This is a genomic window from Shewanella sp. ALD9 (genome assembly GCF_002836315.1).
GTDB lineage: Bacteria > Pseudomonadota > Gammaproteobacteria > Enterobacterales > Shewanellaceae > Shewanella.
The window spans coordinates 132,417-150,172 of record NZ_PJCD01000042.1 but is presented as its reverse complement, the minus strand read 5'-3'; the positions used below and the strand labels follow the sequence as shown (position 1 = coordinate 150,172).

Genomic DNA, 17,756 nt, shown 5'->3' with positions numbered 1-17,756 from the left:
TATAAATAGAGCCATGTTTATGTTGAACATGGCTCAACAATAACAAGAGCATAATATGAGCAACGCACCACTGACCAATGAAACAGTGCACCGTGTCAGCTTCTTAGACAAAGCGTCATTGCACATCCCCATCTTGCGTATTTTGCAAGCTGATGGCACCACTTATGAAAGTGCGGTTCTACCAGTAATCGACAAGGCTCTGGCCGAAAAAATCTTTGATACCTGTGTTTTTACACGCGTATTAGACGAGCGTATGTTGGGTGCGCAGCGTCAAGGACGGATTAGTTTTTACATGACCTGTACCGGTGAAGAAGCCTCAATTATTGGCAGCACAGCCGCGCTTGATAAAGACGACGTCATTTTGGCTCAATATCGTGAGCACGCCTCATTGCGTTATCGCGGCTTTACGACTGAACAATTTATGAATCAAATGTTCAGTAACGAGAAAGATTTAGGTAAAGGTCGCCAAATGCCGATTCATTACGGCAGCCGTGAACTCAACTACCAAACTATTTCATCACCTTTGGCAACTCAAATTCCACAAGCCACAGGTGTTGCTTATGGCATGAAATTACAAGGCAAGCGTAACGTTGCCATTTGTTATTTTGGTGAAGGCGCAGCATCAGAAGGTGACTTCCATGCTGGTTTGAACATGGCCGCAGTGCTTAAGTCTCCGACCATCTTTTTCTGTCGTAACAATGGTTATGCTATTTCAACCCCAACTGAAGAGCAGTTTGCTGGTAACGGTATAGCCAGTCGGGGAGTTGGTTACGGTATGCATACCATTCGTGTAGACGGTAACGACATGCTAGCGGTGTTAGCCGCCACGCAACAAGCTCGTGCCCATGCACTAGAACATAATGCTCCAGTATTGATTGAAGCGATGACGTATCGTTTGGGCGCGCATTCTTCATCAGACGATCCATCTGGTTACCGTTCAAAAGAAGAAGAAGCCAAATGGCAGCAACACGATCCAGTAAAACGTTTTAAATTATGGATGGTTAACAAAGGCTGGATAACTGAAGCCGATGAAGCCAAGTTATTTGAACGTTATCGCGAAGAAGTATTAGCAGCGGTTAAAGTAGCTGAAAAGCTACCTATTCCGAAACTAGATGAAATTATTGAAGATGTGCTTGATAAACCGACTCCAGCATTGAGAAAACAGCTTAAAGAGCTGAAAGAACACATTGCTAAGTATCCAAAATCCTATCCAAAAAGCGCAGGGAGACTCTAAACCGTGGCTCAAATGAATATGTTACACGCCATCAACGAGGCGTTATCAATAGCCATGACTGCCGACGAGCGCATGGTGATTTTTGGTGAAGACGTTGGCCACTTCGGTGGTGTTTTTCGCGCGACTTCTGGTTTACAAGAGCAGTTTGGTCGCGACCGTTGTTTTAACACGCCGCTCACTGAACAAGGTATTGCTGGTTTTGCTAATGGTCTAGCATCTTATGGCATGACTGCTGTTGCAGAAATTCAGTTTGCTGATTATATTTTTCCGGCATTCGATCAAATCGTTAATGAATCGGCAAAATTTAGATACCGCAGTGGTAATCAATTTGATGTGGGTGGGTTAACCTTCCGCACACCATACGGTGGTGGTATTGCCGGTGGACATTACCACTCTCAATCACCTGAAGCCTATTTTACCCAAACGCCTGGTTTAAAAGTGGTCATTCCGCGTAATCCAGAACAAGCTAAAGGGTTGTTGCTGGCGTCTATTCGCGATCCAAACCCGGTGATTTTCTTTGAACCTAAACGTTTGTACCGCGCATCTGTTGGCGAGGTTCCAGCCGGTGACTACGTTATCGAATTAGGCAAAGCACAAGTGGTTAAGCAGGGCAGTGATATTACTGTTCTGGCTTGGGGCGCACAGATGGAAATCGTCGAAAAAGCCTGCGAACGTGCCGAGAAAGAAGGTATTTCATGTGAAATTATCGACTTACGCACTATCGCGCCATGGGATGTTGAAACTATCGCAAAATCAGTGACCAAAACAGGTCGTTTACTGATTAACCATGAAGCGCCATTAACCGGTGGTTTTGCTGGTGAAATTGCGGCAACCATTCAGCAAGAATGTTTCTTATCGCTTGAATCACCGATCAATCGTGTGTGCGGATTAGATACGCCTTATCCATTGGTGCATGAAAAAGAATACATGCCAGATGAATTAAAGACCTTCGAAGCCATCAAGGCCACAGTGTCGTTTTAGGAGTAAGGTATGATTAAAGATTTTATTTTACCCGACATCGGCGAAGGTGTGGTGGAATGTGAATTAGTTGATTGGTTAGTTAGCGAAGGTGACATTGTCACTGAAGATCAACCGATTGCTGATGTAATGACAGATAAAGCCTTAGTGCAAATTCCGGCGCCGCATGCTGGAAAAATTACCAAGCTTTACTACGCCAAAGGTGAAATCGCCATTGTGCATCAACCATTGTACGCAGTTGAAATGGATGGAGATGACAACGATAGCGTCATTGAAGCGCCTGTTGCTGCCATGACACCGGTTAACGATTCAGCTGTTAACAACAGTAATGCTGTTACGGCCACAACCAGCAGTCAGTCAAACATTGAAGAGTTCTTATTACCTGATATCGGTGAAGGGATTGTTGAATGTGAATTGGTTGATTGGTTAGTCGAAGAAGGCGATATCGTCGTTGAAGATCAACCCATCGCTGATGTGATGACCGATAAAGCGTTAGTGCAAATCCCGGCGATGAAAGCCGGTAAAATTGTCAAACTGCATTATCGTAAAGGTCAGCTTGCTAAAGTGCACTCACCTTTATTTGCCATTGAAGTCGAAGCTGAAGTTAATGCTCCGTCAGCTCCTGTTGAAGTGGTTGAACAAGCACAAGCAGCTGCGCCACAAGTTAACCTTGAACCTGTTGCACAAGGTAAAGCCTTAGCTAGCCCAGCCGTTCGCCGCATGGCACGCGTACTGGACATTAATATTGCTATGGTTGTTGGCACAGGCAAAAATGGCCGAGTTTACAAAGAAGATATTGAACGTCATCAGCAAGGTGGTCATGCCACTCAAGCTGCAGCAAGCACAACGCCAGTGTCGTCAACGAGTCAAGATAATGCTCAAGCTGGCAGTTCTGTGAATAGCGGCATAGTGAGTAATGTAACGGCGAACGATCGGGTTGAACCTATCAAAGGCGTCAAAGCTATTATGGCGAAAATGATGGTTGAGTCAGTATCGACTATCCCTCATTTTACTTACTGTGAAGAGTTTGACCTTACCGAACTCGTTGCCTTACGTGAAAGCATGAAGCAACGCTATTCAACTGACGAAGTGAAGCTGACCATGATGCCATTCTTTATGAAGGCCATGTCATTAGCGATCACAGAATTTCCGATATTAAATAGCCAAGTTAATGCAGATTGTACCGAACTCACTTACAAGTCTCGTCATAACATTGGTATGGCCGTTGATTCAAAAATGGGTTTATTGGTACCGAATGTTAAAGACGTACAAAGTAAGTCTATTTTGGATATTGCTGCTGAAATTTCACGCTTAACCACCGCCGCACGCAGTGGCCGTGTGTCGCCAGCAGATTTGAAAGACGGTACCATTTCGATTTCTAATATCGGCGCATTAGGCGGTACCATAGCAACGCCGATTATTAACAAGCCGGAAGTGGCCATTGTGGCGTTAGGTAAATTACAAATACTGCCACGCTTTAATGCTAAAGGTGAAGTTGAAGCGCGTAAAATTATGCAAGTAAGTTGGTCTGGCGATCACCGCGTTATTGATGGTGGCACCATTGCTCGCTTCTGTAATTTGTGGAAACACTACCTAGAGCAACCACAAGAAATGTTATTAGCCATGCGCTAATGATGATTAGTGTTAATTGCACTATCTTATCCAAAAGGACGCTAACACGTCCTTTTGTTTTAAGTGGCTTTTTCGTATAATACTCGAACAATGTAAATCGATTGGAACCTGTATGAGTCTGTCGGCACCTAAAATTGAAATGATTGAATATCCGTTTCCGCCAAAACCTGCCGTGTTGTCTGACACTGAAAAAGCACAGTATAAAGCACGTATTAAACAGTTATTGATTGATCAAAATGCAGTACTTGTTGCCCATTATTATACCGATCCTGAAATTCAAGCATTAGCTGAAGAGACGGGCGGTTGTGTGTCTGATTCATTAGAAATGGCCCGCTTTGGTCGTGATCACCCAGCCAAGACATTAATTGTTGCTGGCGTTAAGTTTATGGGCGAAACCGCTAAAATCTTAAGCCCAGAAAAAACCATTTTAATGCCAACTCTTGAAGCAACCTGTTCATTAGATTTAGGTTGCCCGATTGAGCAATTCAGTGAGTTTTGCGATGCCCATCCCGACCATACGGTTGTGGTATATGCTAATACCTCTGCCGCAGTAAAAGCACGTGCGGATTGGGTCGTAACCTCAAGCATCGCACTTGAAATTGTCGAGCATTTAGGCAGCCAAGATAAAAAAATTATCTGGGCACCCGATCGTCACCTAGGCGCTTACATCAACAAACAAACTGGTGCCGACATGCTGTTATGGCAAGGCGATTGTATTGTGCATGATGAGTTTCAAGCCAAAGCACTTCGTGAGCTTAAAAAACAGCATCCTACGGCGGCGATTCTAGTACACCCAGAATCACCTGCCAGTGTAGTAGAACTTGCTGATGCTGTAGGCTCTACTAGCCAGCTGATTAAAGCTGCGCAAACCATGCCAAACGACAAGTTTATCGTCGCTACCGATCGCGGCATTTTTTATAAAATGCAGCAAGCGGCTCCTGGTAAAATATTACTTGAAGCCCCAACCGGCGGCAATGGAGCAACCTGTAAAAGCTGCGCCCACTGTCCATGGATGGCCATGAACGGTTTACCCGCTATCGAAGCTTCATTAGTCGATGCCGATAAAACCAATCATGAAATATTTGTGGGTGAAGAACTTCGCATTAAAGCACTCATCCCACTCACCCGCATGCTCGATTTTGCCAAAGAATTGAACATGAAAGTGAAGGGCAACGCCTAAAAGCTTGGGTTTAGTGATCATAAAAACATAAAGCCGACATCTCGTCGGCTTTTTATTGGGTCTTTTACGCTAATGTACGCTAGCCTTAAATATTAATATAATGCCCAAGCGAGCCATTATAGGATAAGCAAAAAAACCAAGTGGTGTAGACTTGGTTTTTTGTTAATTATCAAATTGGTTTGTTGTATTTCGTTTTGTTTAAATCTTAAATTGGCCTACTAAGGAATTCAGTTGTTTAGATAAATCAGCCAGATCTTCACTTGCACTTGCTGTTTGCATTGACCCTTCGGTTGTTTTGGTAACAATATCGTTGATATTGGTAATGTTTTTATTTATTTCATTTGAGACTGCACATTGTTCGTTTGCTGCGCTGGCGATTTGAATATTCATTTCTGTAATGGTGTTTACCGCTGCAAAAATGTCATCGAGGGCATGGTCTGCATTTATTGCCTGAGTAACGCATGAGTCTGTAACTTTACCGCTATCTTTCATTACTTGAACAGCTTTAGCCGCACCACTTTGCAATTGTTCTATCATTGCTTGTATATCTTGCGTGGAAGCTTGTGTGCGACTGGCTAAGGTACGAACCTCGTCGGCAACAACTGCAAATCCTCGACCTTGCTCTCCTGCTCGGGCTGCTTCGATAGCTGCATTCAGCGCTAATAAATTTGTTTGGTCTGAAATATTTCGAATAACTTCTAGAACACTATCAATGGCTGTCGTTTGGTTTTGTAAATCGGACACTGCATGTGTTGCAATATTGATTTCAGAAGCCAATTGATTGATTTCCGATGAAACCTTGCTAACTACCTGCTTACCTGCTTGAGTAGCCTCATTTGCTTTTTGAGCAGCATCAGCAGCTTCTGTTGCATTTTGTGCAACATCTTGAACTGTCGCGCTCATTTCATTCATTGCTGTAGCAACCTGCTCAGTTTCTTGCTGCTGTTTTACTGCATCAGCTTGAGTTTCGAGTGTGATGCCTGATAAACGCTCGGCAGAGTGATTCAGTTGCTGTGTGGCGGACATAACTTGATTAATTGTATTATGTACCTTTGTTGCAAATTGATTGAATGCTTTGGATAATGCGGTAATTTCATCATTTCCGCTTACTGATAAACGGAGCGTTAAATCACCATCGCCATCGGCAATGTTGTTCATTGTATGGGTTGTCATATTTATTGGGGTGGTGATACTTCTGCTAATAACCCAAGCAATAGCGATACCTAATAACAAGGCAATGACACCAACACTAATCATAGTAAAGGTCACATCATTGATAGCATTTACATTGTGTGTGCGATCCAACGCTATTTCTAGGACACCTATTGGCTGTCCAGAGAAATCTTTTACTTGATGTAAATAAACAGCATAGGAAGTGTCATGTAATGTAGATTGGTTGTTAAGTATTACCCCATTGAATGCTTGTGCTAGACGAGTATTATCAGAAAAACTATGAGGTTCAGTCGTCGCTCCAAATGCTTCAAATTGTCCATTTTTTTGAGTGTAAAGCGCAATATCGACCTTATAATCATTCTTAAATTGGTCAAAAAATGCCTGGCCGAAAGACATACCAAACTCTACAGAACCAATATGTGCATTCTGATAATTGACAGGCATAATCCCACGAATTCCGATGCCTGCAACACCTTTCTCTAGCCCTCTTACTGGTTTTTGGTCTCTATTGGTAACGATAACGGTTTGTCTAAATGATGATAAATCGTCTCCAAACTTCTCAGGCTTATGTACTCTTAAGAATGAGGTAGCAGGTGGCAAGTGAAACTGGAATTGACGAACGGCATAATCTTCTTTCAAGGTTTCAAATAATGGTAATGTTTTTAATGCTAACGTCTCTCGGTCGCCTTCGGCAAACAACTTTTGTAAGTCTGAATTGCGAGCAACGACGGTTGCCAACGCTTGGGCTAATTTCCCAGTTGACTCAATTTCAGCGGTAGCGGTTTCATAGAGTTTATGTAACTCGCGTTGCTCTGCACTATCAATATTGGTTGTGAATTCTGATAGTACGAAGGGGATAACAGTACCCATGACCAAGATCAATATGACCGTAATACCTAAGATTATACGGTTGCCGATATTGAGATTAAATGTATTGACCATGTACTGTTCCTTTTAGCGATTTTAAAATTTAAGCTAGCATTAATTAATATTTTTATAGAACGCAATACTATCTATAAATTATTAAAAAACCGTGTTCAATGGCTCACATGCCATTTGTGGTTATAAAAATAAGCGGTCTTTGCTAATGATTTATGAATTCCTTCACAGTAATTGTATTTCAGTGCGCCAAGCAGACATATCGAAAGCAGATGAGACCTTCGCCGGCGAAAAGCTAATTATAAAAGCCCTCATCATTCTCACCTCAATTCTAGATTATGCCAAAGAATTGAATATGAAAGTGAAGTGCTACGCTTAAGCTTGTACATATGATTAACAGCAGACTTAATGTCGTTTTTTGTTTTTTTATTAATATTTAGTTGGAGCGATGAGGGGATCAATCGCTTTACCCTTTGACTTAGGTGTGAGCGAAACGCCACTAGCTTCTCGACCGAAGGCCGCATAGATCAAAAGAAAGTTAATAAACAGAAATCAACACTGCATCGAAACAATAAGAGAAGGGGATGTTGCTCACCCAGCAGCCAAAACAAAAAGCCCCGCATATATGCGAGGCTCTTAAGCTAACTAGATTTCTATCAAGTATTAAATAATATTTGTAGATTACTTAGCGTTCATTAGTGCAACAGCGTTGTCTAACATGCGGTTACTGAAACCCCATTCGTTATCATACCAAGACATCACTTTCACTAAACGACCATTAACACGAGTTTGTGTTGCGTCGAAATTCGAAGAGAAAGGATTATGGTTAAAGTCGATAGACACCAATGGTTCTACATTAATCGCTAATACTTCAGACATTGGAGACTGTAGTGAAGCACGAGTAATGATGGCATTAACTTCTTCAACAGTAGTGTCGCGAGATGCTAAGAAGGTTAAGTCAACTAAAGATACGTTAATTGTTGGTACACGTACCGCTAAACCGTCAAATTTGCCTTGAAGCTCAGGAACCACTAAACCTACTGCAGCAGCTGCACCGGTTTGGGTTGGGATCATAGACATTGCCGCAGCACGAGCACGACGTAAATCTGTGTGATACACATCAGATAAACGCTGATCGTTAGTGTAAGAGTGGATAGTGGTCATTAAACCAGACTCAATCCCAAGCTCATCATTTAACGGCTTAGCAATAGGCGCTAAACAGTTAGTAGTACAAGAAGCATTTGAAACTACTGTCATATCAGCAGTTAATACTTCGTTGTTTACGCCGTAAACAACAGTGGCATCAACATTCTTACCTGGAGCAGAAATAAGTACTTTCTTAGCGCCAGCAATAAGGTGCGGTTGCACAGATTCTTTAGAAGTGAAAATACCAGTACATTCGAAAACGATGTCAATTTTCAACTCAGCCCAAGGTAACTTTGATGGGTCACGTTCTTGGAAAGTTAAGATCTTGTCGCCATTAACATAGATAGCTTCATCGTCGTGATCAACTTTTGCGTTGAAACGACCATGTACAGTATCGTACTTAGTTAAGTGAGCATTAATTGATGCATCACCTAAATCGTTTAATGCAACGATTTCGATTGGGTAATTTTTTTCGCTTTCGTATAGAGCACGTAAAACATTTCTACCGATACGGCCATAGCCGTTAATTGCTACACGGATAGTCATCTCATATCCCTCAAGTTAAAATAATTTGGTGGCATGTAAATCGCCTGGTTGTAAAATTACCAAATTGGCTGTAATAATCAAGCTAAATCACCTAAATATGCCGAATTAAGCCAATAATTTTGTATTTTTTTTACATTAAGCTCATTTTGAATATAAATTAAGCACAGTTTTGTAAGTTGTACACTAACGTAAGCGAGATAATATTGGCCGATTAGTGAGGTGATTTATGCTTACTTTAGTAACATCTCGCTGCGACTCTGTGCAAATTGTTTACTCATTACCGCAGAGATTAATTCAAGTGCTTGTTTATCGAGTTCTGTCGCTAATGTTTTATTACCTTTAATAATGGCCAATAACTTTTCTTCATCGGCATGGTTGTCACTCATTAACAAATTTGCTCGAGTTAACAGGTATTCTTTTTCAGCATTTTGTTGTTGCCGATATATTGATGCTAACGCTAAAAACCAATCAGCATCGATTTTGGCTGGTTCTGTTGTGGCTAACAAATGCAAATAAAGCGTTTTAGCGTCGTTAGGTGAGACTCGCACATAATAAGCTGCTAGTTGGGTAATAATGTCATTGTCGGTGAGTTCACCTTGCTTATAGGTGCGTTCAACAATGGCGAATGCGTCTTGATCGTTGAAACGCGTCCAACGATAAAATGCCAAATGCACCTCATTATTAGTGCGGGTAAATTCTTGAAGTTCAGATAATGTTTGAGTACTTACCGCAAATGCTCGCTCGCGATCTCGTGTACGGTCGGTATTCAACTTATGTTGAACCCCTGCGGCTAATTCGATGCAGTTACTGTAATTTTCTAGATAAACCAGCTGCTGATAAAGTTGTTTCCCAGTGGGTGTCGAACTCTGTTTTAACGCGTATCGATGACGGATCAAGTCGCCTTTTTCAAATCGGCACCAACTATCTTTGTGTAAATCGCTACAAAGTTCGGGATTATTTTTACAAATGAGGTCGCTATTACGGTCATTATCGCAGCCAAAAAGGCCAAATAATGCCCCAATAACTATAAATGATGTAATTAATACAAAATTTTTGCTCAAAATCGTCTCCGAGAGGTAAATTGTCTAATAAAATTACACATTTACCGAAAATTTGTTACTAGCGAAATAACCTGTATTTCATTACAATGTCGGCGACCAACAGGGGGCCACCCCCATACAATATACTAAATTATTGGTCTTTTCTTTTTGTTACTCAAACCTTTCTGAAAAAACGAGAAAAGTGAGATAAAGGATCCCTACATGAGCGCAGATAAACATTTACAGAGCTGGCAAGAACGTTTCGAAATGGCAGAAGCAATGCAACCGTTGCTTGGCAAGTTGTATCGTAACCAAGGCATTGAAGTAATGGTATATGGTAAACCATTGCTTAATGCATCAACCATCGAAATCATTAAGTCACACCGTTTAGTACGTCGTCATGTCGGTGAAAAATTACGTCTTCGTGAAAGTTTCCCATTTGTTGTAGCACTTAGCAAATTAGCGATTAAACATTGCAGAGTGGATATTGGTAAATTAGCGATTAATTACTGGCGTAATAACAAGGATGCGAGCGGTATTGAAGCTTATATGACACAAGAATTGTCAGAAGCGGTTAATCACGGTGATGATACCCCGGCTCGTGATGTTGTACTTTATGGTTTTGGTCGTATCGGCCGTTTGCTGGCACGTTTATTAATTGAACGTACCGGTAAAAGCAACAAATTGCGTCTGCGTGCCATTGTGTTGCGCGGTGGTAAAAAGGGTGATTTAGAGAAACGTGCTAGCTTATTGCGTCGTGACTCGGTACACGGACCATTTAATGGCTCTGTCGAAGTTGATGAAGAAAACAACGCAATCATCGCTAACGGCACTTATATTCAGATTATTTACGCAAATTCTCCTGATCAAGTTGATTACACTCAGTATGATATTAAAGATGCATTAATTGTCGATAATACTGGTATTTGGAAAGATGAAGAGGGTTTAGGTTTACACCTTAAAAGCCCAGGAGCTTCAAAAGTATTGTTAACGGCACCCGCTAAAGGCGCTATTAAAAATATCGTCTATGGTGTGAATGAAAACGATATTCTTGATGAAGACACAATCGTTTCAGCGGCAAGCTGCACTACAAACGCTATTACGCCAGTGTTGAAAGCGGTTAATGACAAATACGTTATTGAGAATGGCCACGTAGAAACGATTCACTCGTATACGAATGATCAAAATCTAATCGATAATTACCATAGTGCCGACCGTCGTGGTCGCAGTGCACCGTTAAACATGGTGATTACTGAAACGGGTGCCGCTAAAGCTGTTGCTAAAGCATTGCCTGTATTAGCGGGTAAGCTAACCGGTAACGCAATCCGAGTTCCAACACCTAACGTATCAATGGCGATTATTAGTGTTAATTTACAACATGAAACCAATCGTGATGAACTGAATGAATATTTAAAAGATGTCGCATTACAGTCTGGATTACAAAATCAAATTGATTTTACTGAATCAACTGAAATAGTATCTAGCGATTTAGTCGGTTCACGTTATGCCGGAGTTGTTGATTCGCAAGCGACGATAGCAGAGGGTAAACGTGCCATTTTATACGTATGGTATGACAACGAATTTGGCTATAGCTGCCAGGTTGTTGGCGTTATGCAAAAAATGCTTGGTTTAACCACATTATCATTACCAAAAAGCTAATGTGTTATAAAAACTAACCATTCATGGTGGTGAATACTCGAAAGGCGTACAAGCTTAATATCGCTGTTTATTGAGTACTTACCGTCATATTTATGATAAAGCATCTCTTTGGAGGTGCTTTTTTATGCGCGTTGTAATTTATTTAATCATAATGATGATTTATGCATCAAACAGTCATTATGTTGCAATAAATGTGTTTTTATTGATTGACTATCGGGGCTAAAACGGTAGAATGCCATTCCGCAGTCAGGGGAAACTTCTTCAGCTGTTAAGTTTGAAAGGCGTTATTGTTCTTACAAATTTAGTAAAGGTTATAGGCGATACAAATGCGACATTAGCTCAGTTGGTAGAGCGATACCTTGCCAAGGTATAGGTCATCGGTTCGAACCCGATATGTCGCTCCAATTTCTTATCTTATCCGATGGATTTGAATTTGGTTAAAGCATGGCGCGATGGCAGAATGGCTATGCTACGGATTGCAAATCCGTCGATCTCGGTTCGACTCCGGGTCGCGCCTCCACGAAATTGCGTTTGATGGTTACTTTTAGTAACGGTTAAAACAACACTTTGCCCGAGTGGTGGAATCGGTAGACACAAGGGATTTAAAATCCCTCGCTGAATAAGCGTGCCGGTTCAAGTCCGGCCTCGGGTACCATTATAATCTCTAGTAATAGAGAGTGGTGTAAAAAAGCCTCAACATTAGTTGGGGCTTTTTTACGTCTGAAATTTGTGAATTAGATCGAAAGAATAAAATCCCTCGCGCTCTGGTTGAACATCAGGCGTACAGGCGCAAGTCCGGCCTCGGGTACCATTATAATCTCTAGTAATAGAGAGTGGTGTAAAAAAGCCTCAACATTAGTTGGGGCTTTTTTACGTCTGAAATTTGTGAATTAGATCGAAAGAATAAAATCCCTCGCGCTCTGGTTGAACATCAGGCGTACAGGCGCAAGTTCGGCCTCGGGTACCATTATAATCTCTAGTAATTGAGAGTGGTGTAAAAAAGCCTCAACATTAGTTGGGGCTTTTTTACGTCTGAAATTTGTGAATTAGATCGAAAGAATAAAATCCCTCGCGCTCTGGTTGAACATCAGGCGTACAGGCGCAAGTCCGGCCTCGGGTACCATTATAATCTCTAGTAATAGAGAGTGGTGTAAAAAAGCCTCAACATTAGTTGGGGCTTTTTTACGTCTGAAATGTGTGAATTAGATCGAAAGAATAAAATCCCTCGCGCTCTGGTTGAACATCAGGCGTACAGGCGCAAGTCCGGCCTCGGGTACCATTATAATCTCTAGTAATAGAGAGTGGTGTAAAAAAGCCTCAACATTAGTTGGGGCTTTTTTACGTCTGAAATGTGTGAATTAGATCGAAAGAATAAAATCCCTCGCGCTCTGGTTGAACATCAGGCGTACAGGCGCAAGTCCGGCCTCGGGTACCATTATAATCTCTAGTAATAGAGAGTGGTGTAAAAAAGCCTCAACATTAGTTGGGGCTTTTTTACGTCTGAAATGTGTGAATTAGATCGAAAGAATAAAATCCCTCGCACTCTTATTGAACATCAGGCTTGCCTAGCTGTATTAATAGCAATCCTCAGAAAATTGAGCTGAATATTAATTTTATTGGATGTATGAGGAAATACGATAGAAGTAGGTGTTGATAATAAGATCTTCGGATAGCTGGTCACACTTTGGAATCAAATGTTAGCTTGAAGCTAGGCTTGTCTAGGAATGAAACATAACGTGAGAGGCCTGTAACTCTATGAACCATCACGTTATGAATAGAAAAGGGTGGTGACTAAGACTGATCGTCTAGTTGAATTTGGCCTACATATAAAACAGGGGCAGCATCAATTTCATTGGCATCCATCATGGTAGCTATCCGCTCAACGGCAGACAATAATTGACTTTGTTCCCATTCTTCAAGGTTTTGATAACGCATAATAAAATGTTCTTGCAGTGGTTTAGGTGCGCTATTTAATAACGTTTTACCTGCGTCACTTAACGATAAATGAACTTTCCGTTTGTCGGTTTCGCTGCGCGTTCTAATCACCATGCCACGATTTTCTAATCGATCAATAATGGTCGTCACTGTCGCTGCACTCAAATTAATTTCTTGAGCTATTTGTTTGGCCAGTGGAGCGTCAAGTTGATCAATTTTCTGTATGACCATTAATTGTGGTCCAGTTAGACCCGATAGTTTATTTAATTGACGTGAGTGTATATCAATAGCTCTGATCACCCGGCGCAATGAAATTAATAGTTGTTCGTATTTTTCCATAATCCCCTCATAATTCACTATGCACCTTAGCAGAATTCGGCTTATTACTCATGTCCAATATCAAAAAAAGCAGAATAATGTCATAGACATTATTCTGCTTAGCTATTTTATCAGCAATTACAACTTAAAGACTGAAAGTACGTGATACCGATAATACTGCGCGGGTATCGCTTAAGTCTGTGTCCATGCTCGTGTCTTCAACTGCAACGTTGAAGTCAAAACCTTCCCAGCTGGTTAAGTACTCTGCGCGATAATGGTTGTAAGACTTGTCACCGTCCCATGCCCATTTGTCTTCGTCTTGCGAAGTAGAGCGGTCAAAACTAACACGGATGTCATGACCTTCTGCAATGGTAAAGGTATGAGCAACCATCATGATGTAATGGTCAGCATCAACACCAAAGTAATCCCATGAATACCAAAAGTTTAATTCACTTTGACCAAGCGATGAAGCATAGCCAAACTTAGTGTAAATCTCTGGGTAGTAATACTCATCAGAGGCATCATCACCATGGTAAGTGTAATATGCAATACCCGCATCTACAGACACTCTGTCTGTTAGTTCAAAATATTTACCTGCGTAAAAATCAAGTTCTAGCCAAGTGTCATCAGCACTGCCAAAGTCAACATTCGATGCCCAAGCTCCAACGTACCAACCGTCATCGGCAGCATAGTCTAGGCTAGCTTGTAAGGCAGGGTCATTGTCTGTTTGGCTAACACCATTAAAGGTATAGTCAGAGGTTGCATTAACGGTTGTGCTTAACTCACCAGCCATCACTGAAGTCGGTAAAGCAAATAAGCTTAATAAGGCTAATTTTTTCATTGTGGTGTTCATCATTATTCCTTGGATCATTATTATTGTTTAGTCTGCTAATTCGATTTTAGTAAAATCGATTTTATTTTCTTTTGGAGAACGTTCTATATCAGTCACTTTACGGTAGTGCGATTTTAAAATGTATCCGAAACAACTTAATATCAAGGCAATAGCGAGAGCGCCAACCCATTGAATTTGTAAAAAGTCTAGTTTGAATAACAAGGTTAAGCCACTCAGTACCACTACATTACCGATGATATAAGGTACTTTACCAAAACGTTCAACGGTAAGGTTTAAGTTATCTGTATATAAACGAACCAGTGAATCGAGTGAGTTAATAACAAACATTACCCCTACAATCACCATTGCTAGATTATAAAAACCTGACGTATCAATACCATTCGCGCTGTAGTAGTACAGAACCGTGAACCAAATCGCGATTGGGATTGAAGGGAATACCATCATGGCTATTAATACTTGATAGGTTTTCATTCCACCCACAAAACGAGCGGTAAATTGACCAATCATAATGCTCCATGCAAACCACCAGAATAGGTAAAATTCGTGGTAATCGTTTATTGGAAGTACAAAGTTATGGATGTTGCCAAAATAGTCACCAATTAATGCAAATGTAGTAAAGAACTCACCCACACTAGAATCGTCTGATAAAAATGCGCCCGCCCACATTATGGCGATTAAACCAAAGAACAACCAGGTACTGCCTAAACTAAGATAACGAACATAGCGAATACTGGTGCTTGAATACACTGCGGCGGCAATAACCATAAACACGATTAAATAGAAGCTGCTGACAACGGTTTCACCATCACCTAATTGCGGTAAATACCATGGTAAGTTAGTTAATAATAAATAAGCGGTAAAGGCACATGTACCAATGATCACTACGTTATTAATAAACTTTATCAATGGAATTTCAAAATACTTTACTCTTGGTTCAATAACACAAAAGTAGAAGCAGGTTAAAAAGTAAAACGCCCAAATTAAGCAGGCCCAAAAACCAAACTCTATGGCTAACGGATTACTAAATCCATATTCTGGACTGGTTGCCAAATCTGCATAACCAGCAAATTCAGTTAACGGAAACATGATTAAGCCAACATCAAGCCCTGAAGTGAACAAAATGGCAATAAAGGTAAATTTACGCACCGGTGTCACACCAATGCACTGCATGTTACCCCAACGATAAATAACAAATGCGATAGCGGCAAAAGTGAATAAAATGCCTATTGATAACCAGGTCGTCATTATTTAACTCCCGGGTGAATAGTGTGTGCGAACATAATGTTGGCTCCTTGTTGTATGTTTTTTATGCCATAGAACAATTTTTAAAGGCAAAACGCCCTCAAGCCTTAAGTATCGTGATGACGATAGTTAAACCCTGATAGATTGAACTTGGCTAAATAGACCATTTACAAAAATGTAGGTTGGCCATCAACCTGTTGTCGATGTGTATAAATGAATACACATCGACGAATGGGTGTTAATCAATTTGTCGTTTAGGCGCTTGTAATCGTTGTGATGTTTGCCATTGATCAGCAATAGTCACTTTTGCCAAACTTGGCGCAAGAGGTTTGTTGCCTAAAATGATGTCGGCAGCGCGCTCGGCGACCATAATAGTCGGGGAGTTTAAGTTGCCATTTGGAATGGTCGGGAAAATTGACGAGTCAACCACTCGTAAACCATGAATACCGTGAACTTTTGTTTCAGAGTCGACAACAGCCATCTCATCTTCACCCATTTTGCATGAGCAAGAAGGGTGATAAGCGCTTTCTACTGAGCTTCTAACAAAGCGATCAATTTCTTCATCTGTCTGTATTGATAAGCCTGGTTGAATTTCTTCACCACGATACTCATCTAAACCCGGTTGATTGATAATTTCGCGGGTTAAGCGCACACACGCTCTAAAGCCTTCAATATCATCTTGATGCGATAAATAATTGAACTGAATTTGTGGCGCAACCTTGGCATCATTTGATACAACCGTTACGGCACCACGGCTTTTAGGTTTATTGTGGCCAATATGAACTTGGAAACCATGGCCAGCAAATGCTTCTTTACCGTCGTAACGCATAGCAGCAGGTAAAAAATGGTACTGTAGATCCGGCCACTCTAAACCCGCTTTTGAGCGGATAAATCCACATGATTCGAAATGGTTAGTTGCGCCCAAACCTGATTTATTAAAAATCCAGCGAGCACCAATAAACAATTTGTTTAACGGGTCAATTTTGCCATTGAGCGAAATAGGCTTTAAGCACTTAAATTGGAAGTAAAACTCTAAGTGGTCTTGCAGATTCTGACCCACACCGGGTAATTGATGTACTTGTTCAATGCCTGCGCTAGCTAACGTGCTTGAATCACCAATACCCGACAGTTGTAAAATATGCGGTGAACCAATAGAACCTGCAGATAAAATCACTTCTTTATTGCAGTTAACATCTATTAGCTCGCCTTTACGTTCGTAACGAACGCCGACAGCCGTTTTGCCTTGCATAATCACTTTATGTACAAGCGCATGAGTGACCACGGTTAAATTCGGACGTTTCATCGCAGGGCGAAGGTACGCATTTGCCGTAGACCAACGCACACCGTTTTTAACGGTCATGTGCATTGGGCCAAAGCCTTCTTGCTGACTAGCATTGTAATCATCAGTGGCTAGATAGCCGGCATCGACACCTGCATCCACAAAAGCTTGATATAACGGGTTTTTCATTTCATTACCGTTATTAACCGCTAATGGACCTTTATCACCGCGATAAACATTACCGCCAAAAGACCATGTTTCTGCTTTTTTAAAGTAAGGCAGACAGTGAGCGTAATCCCAGTCTTTTGCACCTTGTTGCTGCCACTCGTCAAAATCACGCGCATGACCACGTACGTAGACCATGCCATTAATTGATGATGAACCGCCTAACACTTTGCCACGCGGGCAATGCATACGGCGATTGTCCAAATGTGGTTCGGCTTGTGTTTCAAACTGCCATGCATACTTTTTAGTATTCATAGGGATAGATAGCGCCGTAGGCATTTGAATAAAAATGCTTTTGTCGCTACCACCGGTTTCAAGTATCAGGACTTTATTGTCTGGATTTTCCGTTAAGCGGTTGGCTAATACACAACCTGCGCTACCGGCACCAACAATAATATAATCGTATTCATGAGATATTTGCGTAGACATTAATGGGT

General features: G+C 41.2%; 12 protein-coding genes and 3 tRNA genes. 8 read left to right on the top strand and 7 right to left on the bottom strand.

Annotated elements, in window-relative coordinates; translation table 11 throughout:
- The first annotated feature begins 55 nt into the window (after nt 1-55).
- The 4 genes from CXF88_RS18950 (at nt 56) to nadA (ending at nt 5,024) form a co-directional block, all read left to right on the top strand.
- Nucleotides 56-1,234: a thiamine pyrophosphate-dependent dehydrogenase E1 component subunit alpha gene (locus CXF88_RS18950; protein ID WP_101088351.1), complete on the top strand. Its 1,179-nt coding sequence runs from the start codon at nt 56-58 to the stop codon at nt 1,232-1,234.
- 3 nt (nt 1,235-1,237) lie between these two features.
- Entirely contained in the window at nt 1,238-2,215 is a 978-nt protein-coding gene (locus CXF88_RS18945) for a transketolase C-terminal domain-containing protein (RefSeq protein ID WP_101088350.1), read from the top strand.
- A gap of 9 nt (nt 2,216-2,224) precedes the next feature.
- Entirely contained in the window at nt 2,225-3,844 is a 1,620-nt protein-coding gene (locus CXF88_RS18940) for a dihydrolipoyllysine-residue acetyltransferase (RefSeq protein WP_101088349.1), read from the top strand.
- Between the two features lie 112 nt (nt 3,845-3,956).
- Nucleotides 3,957-5,024 carry a quinolinate synthase NadA gene (gene nadA / locus CXF88_RS18935; protein ID WP_101088348.1) on the top strand — a complete coding sequence of 356 codons (1,068 nt, stop codon included), beginning with the start codon at nt 3,957-3,959 and terminating at the stop codon, nt 5,022-5,024.
- A 198-nt stretch (nt 5,025-5,222) separates the two neighbouring features.
- On the opposite strand, the gene CXF88_RS18930 is transcribed toward nadA, so the two are convergent.
- The 3 genes from CXF88_RS18930 to CXF88_RS18920 form a co-directional block, all read right to left on the bottom strand.
- Nucleotides 5,223-7,139 carry a methyl-accepting chemotaxis protein gene (locus tag CXF88_RS18930; RefSeq protein WP_011637400.1) on the bottom strand — a complete coding sequence of 639 codons (1,917 nt, stop codon included), beginning with the start codon at nt 7,137-7,139 and terminating at the stop codon, nt 5,223-5,225.
- Between the two features lie 618 nt (nt 7,140-7,757).
- Nucleotides 7,758-8,768 carry a type I glyceraldehyde-3-phosphate dehydrogenase gene (gene gap, locus CXF88_RS18925; protein WP_101088347.1) on the bottom strand — a complete coding sequence of 337 codons (1,011 nt, stop codon included), beginning with the start codon at nt 8,766-8,768 and terminating at the stop codon, nt 7,758-7,760.
- Nucleotides 8,769-8,998: 230 nt separating this feature from the next.
- Nucleotides 8,999-9,829, bottom strand: a complete 831-nt coding sequence (locus tag CXF88_RS18920; RefSeq protein WP_101088346.1) for a DUF2989 domain-containing protein — start codon at nt 9,827-9,829, stop codon at nt 8,999-9,001.
- A 201-nt stretch (nt 9,830-10,030) separates the two neighbouring features.
- Here CXF88_RS18920 and CXF88_RS18915 point away from each other — a divergent pair, with 201 nt between their 5' ends.
- The 4 genes from CXF88_RS18915 (at nt 10,031) to CXF88_RS18900 (ending at nt 12,122) form a co-directional block, all read left to right on the top strand.
- Nucleotides 10,031-11,467, top strand: coding sequence for a glyceraldehyde-3-phosphate dehydrogenase (locus CXF88_RS18915; RefSeq protein WP_011637403.1), 1,437 nt, complete (start codon nt 10,031-10,033; stop codon nt 11,465-11,467).
- Between the two features lie 328 nt (nt 11,468-11,795).
- Nucleotides 11,796-11,871: transfer RNA gene (locus tag CXF88_RS18910), tRNA-Gly, on the top strand.
- Nucleotides 11,872-11,913: 42 nt separating this feature from the next.
- Nucleotides 11,914-11,987: transfer RNA gene (locus tag CXF88_RS18905), tRNA-Cys, on the top strand.
- A 49-nt stretch (nt 11,988-12,036) separates the two neighbouring features.
- Nucleotides 12,037-12,122, top strand: a tRNA-Leu gene (locus CXF88_RS18900).
- A 1,136-nt stretch (nt 12,123-13,258) separates the two neighbouring features.
- Here the strand turns inward: CXF88_RS18900 and CXF88_RS18895 are convergent.
- From CXF88_RS18895 to betA, 4 genes are all read right to left on the bottom strand, one after another.
- Complete coding sequence (locus CXF88_RS18895; RefSeq protein ID WP_101088345.1) at nt 13,259-13,741, bottom strand: MarR family transcriptional regulator; 483 nt, start codon at nt 13,739-13,741, stop codon at nt 13,259-13,261.
- Nucleotides 13,742-13,865: 124 nt separating this feature from the next.
- Nucleotides 13,866-14,573 carry a TorF family putative porin gene (locus CXF88_RS18890; protein ID WP_101088344.1) on the bottom strand — a complete coding sequence of 236 codons (708 nt, stop codon included), beginning with the start codon at nt 14,571-14,573 and terminating at the stop codon, nt 13,866-13,868.
- A 27-nt stretch (nt 14,574-14,600) separates the two neighbouring features.
- Nucleotides 14,601-15,818: a choline transporter gene (locus CXF88_RS18885; RefSeq protein ID WP_101088343.1), complete on the bottom strand. Its 1,218-nt coding sequence runs from the start codon at nt 15,816-15,818 to the stop codon at nt 14,601-14,603.
- A gap of 235 nt (nt 15,819-16,053) precedes the next feature.
- The gene (gene betA / locus CXF88_RS18880) at nt 16,054-17,748 is read right to left on the bottom strand and encodes a choline dehydrogenase (protein WP_101088342.1); all 1,695 of its coding nucleotides are present in this window, start codon (nt 17,746-17,748) and stop codon (nt 16,054-16,056) included.
- Between the last annotated feature and the right edge of the window lie 8 nt (nt 17,749-17,756).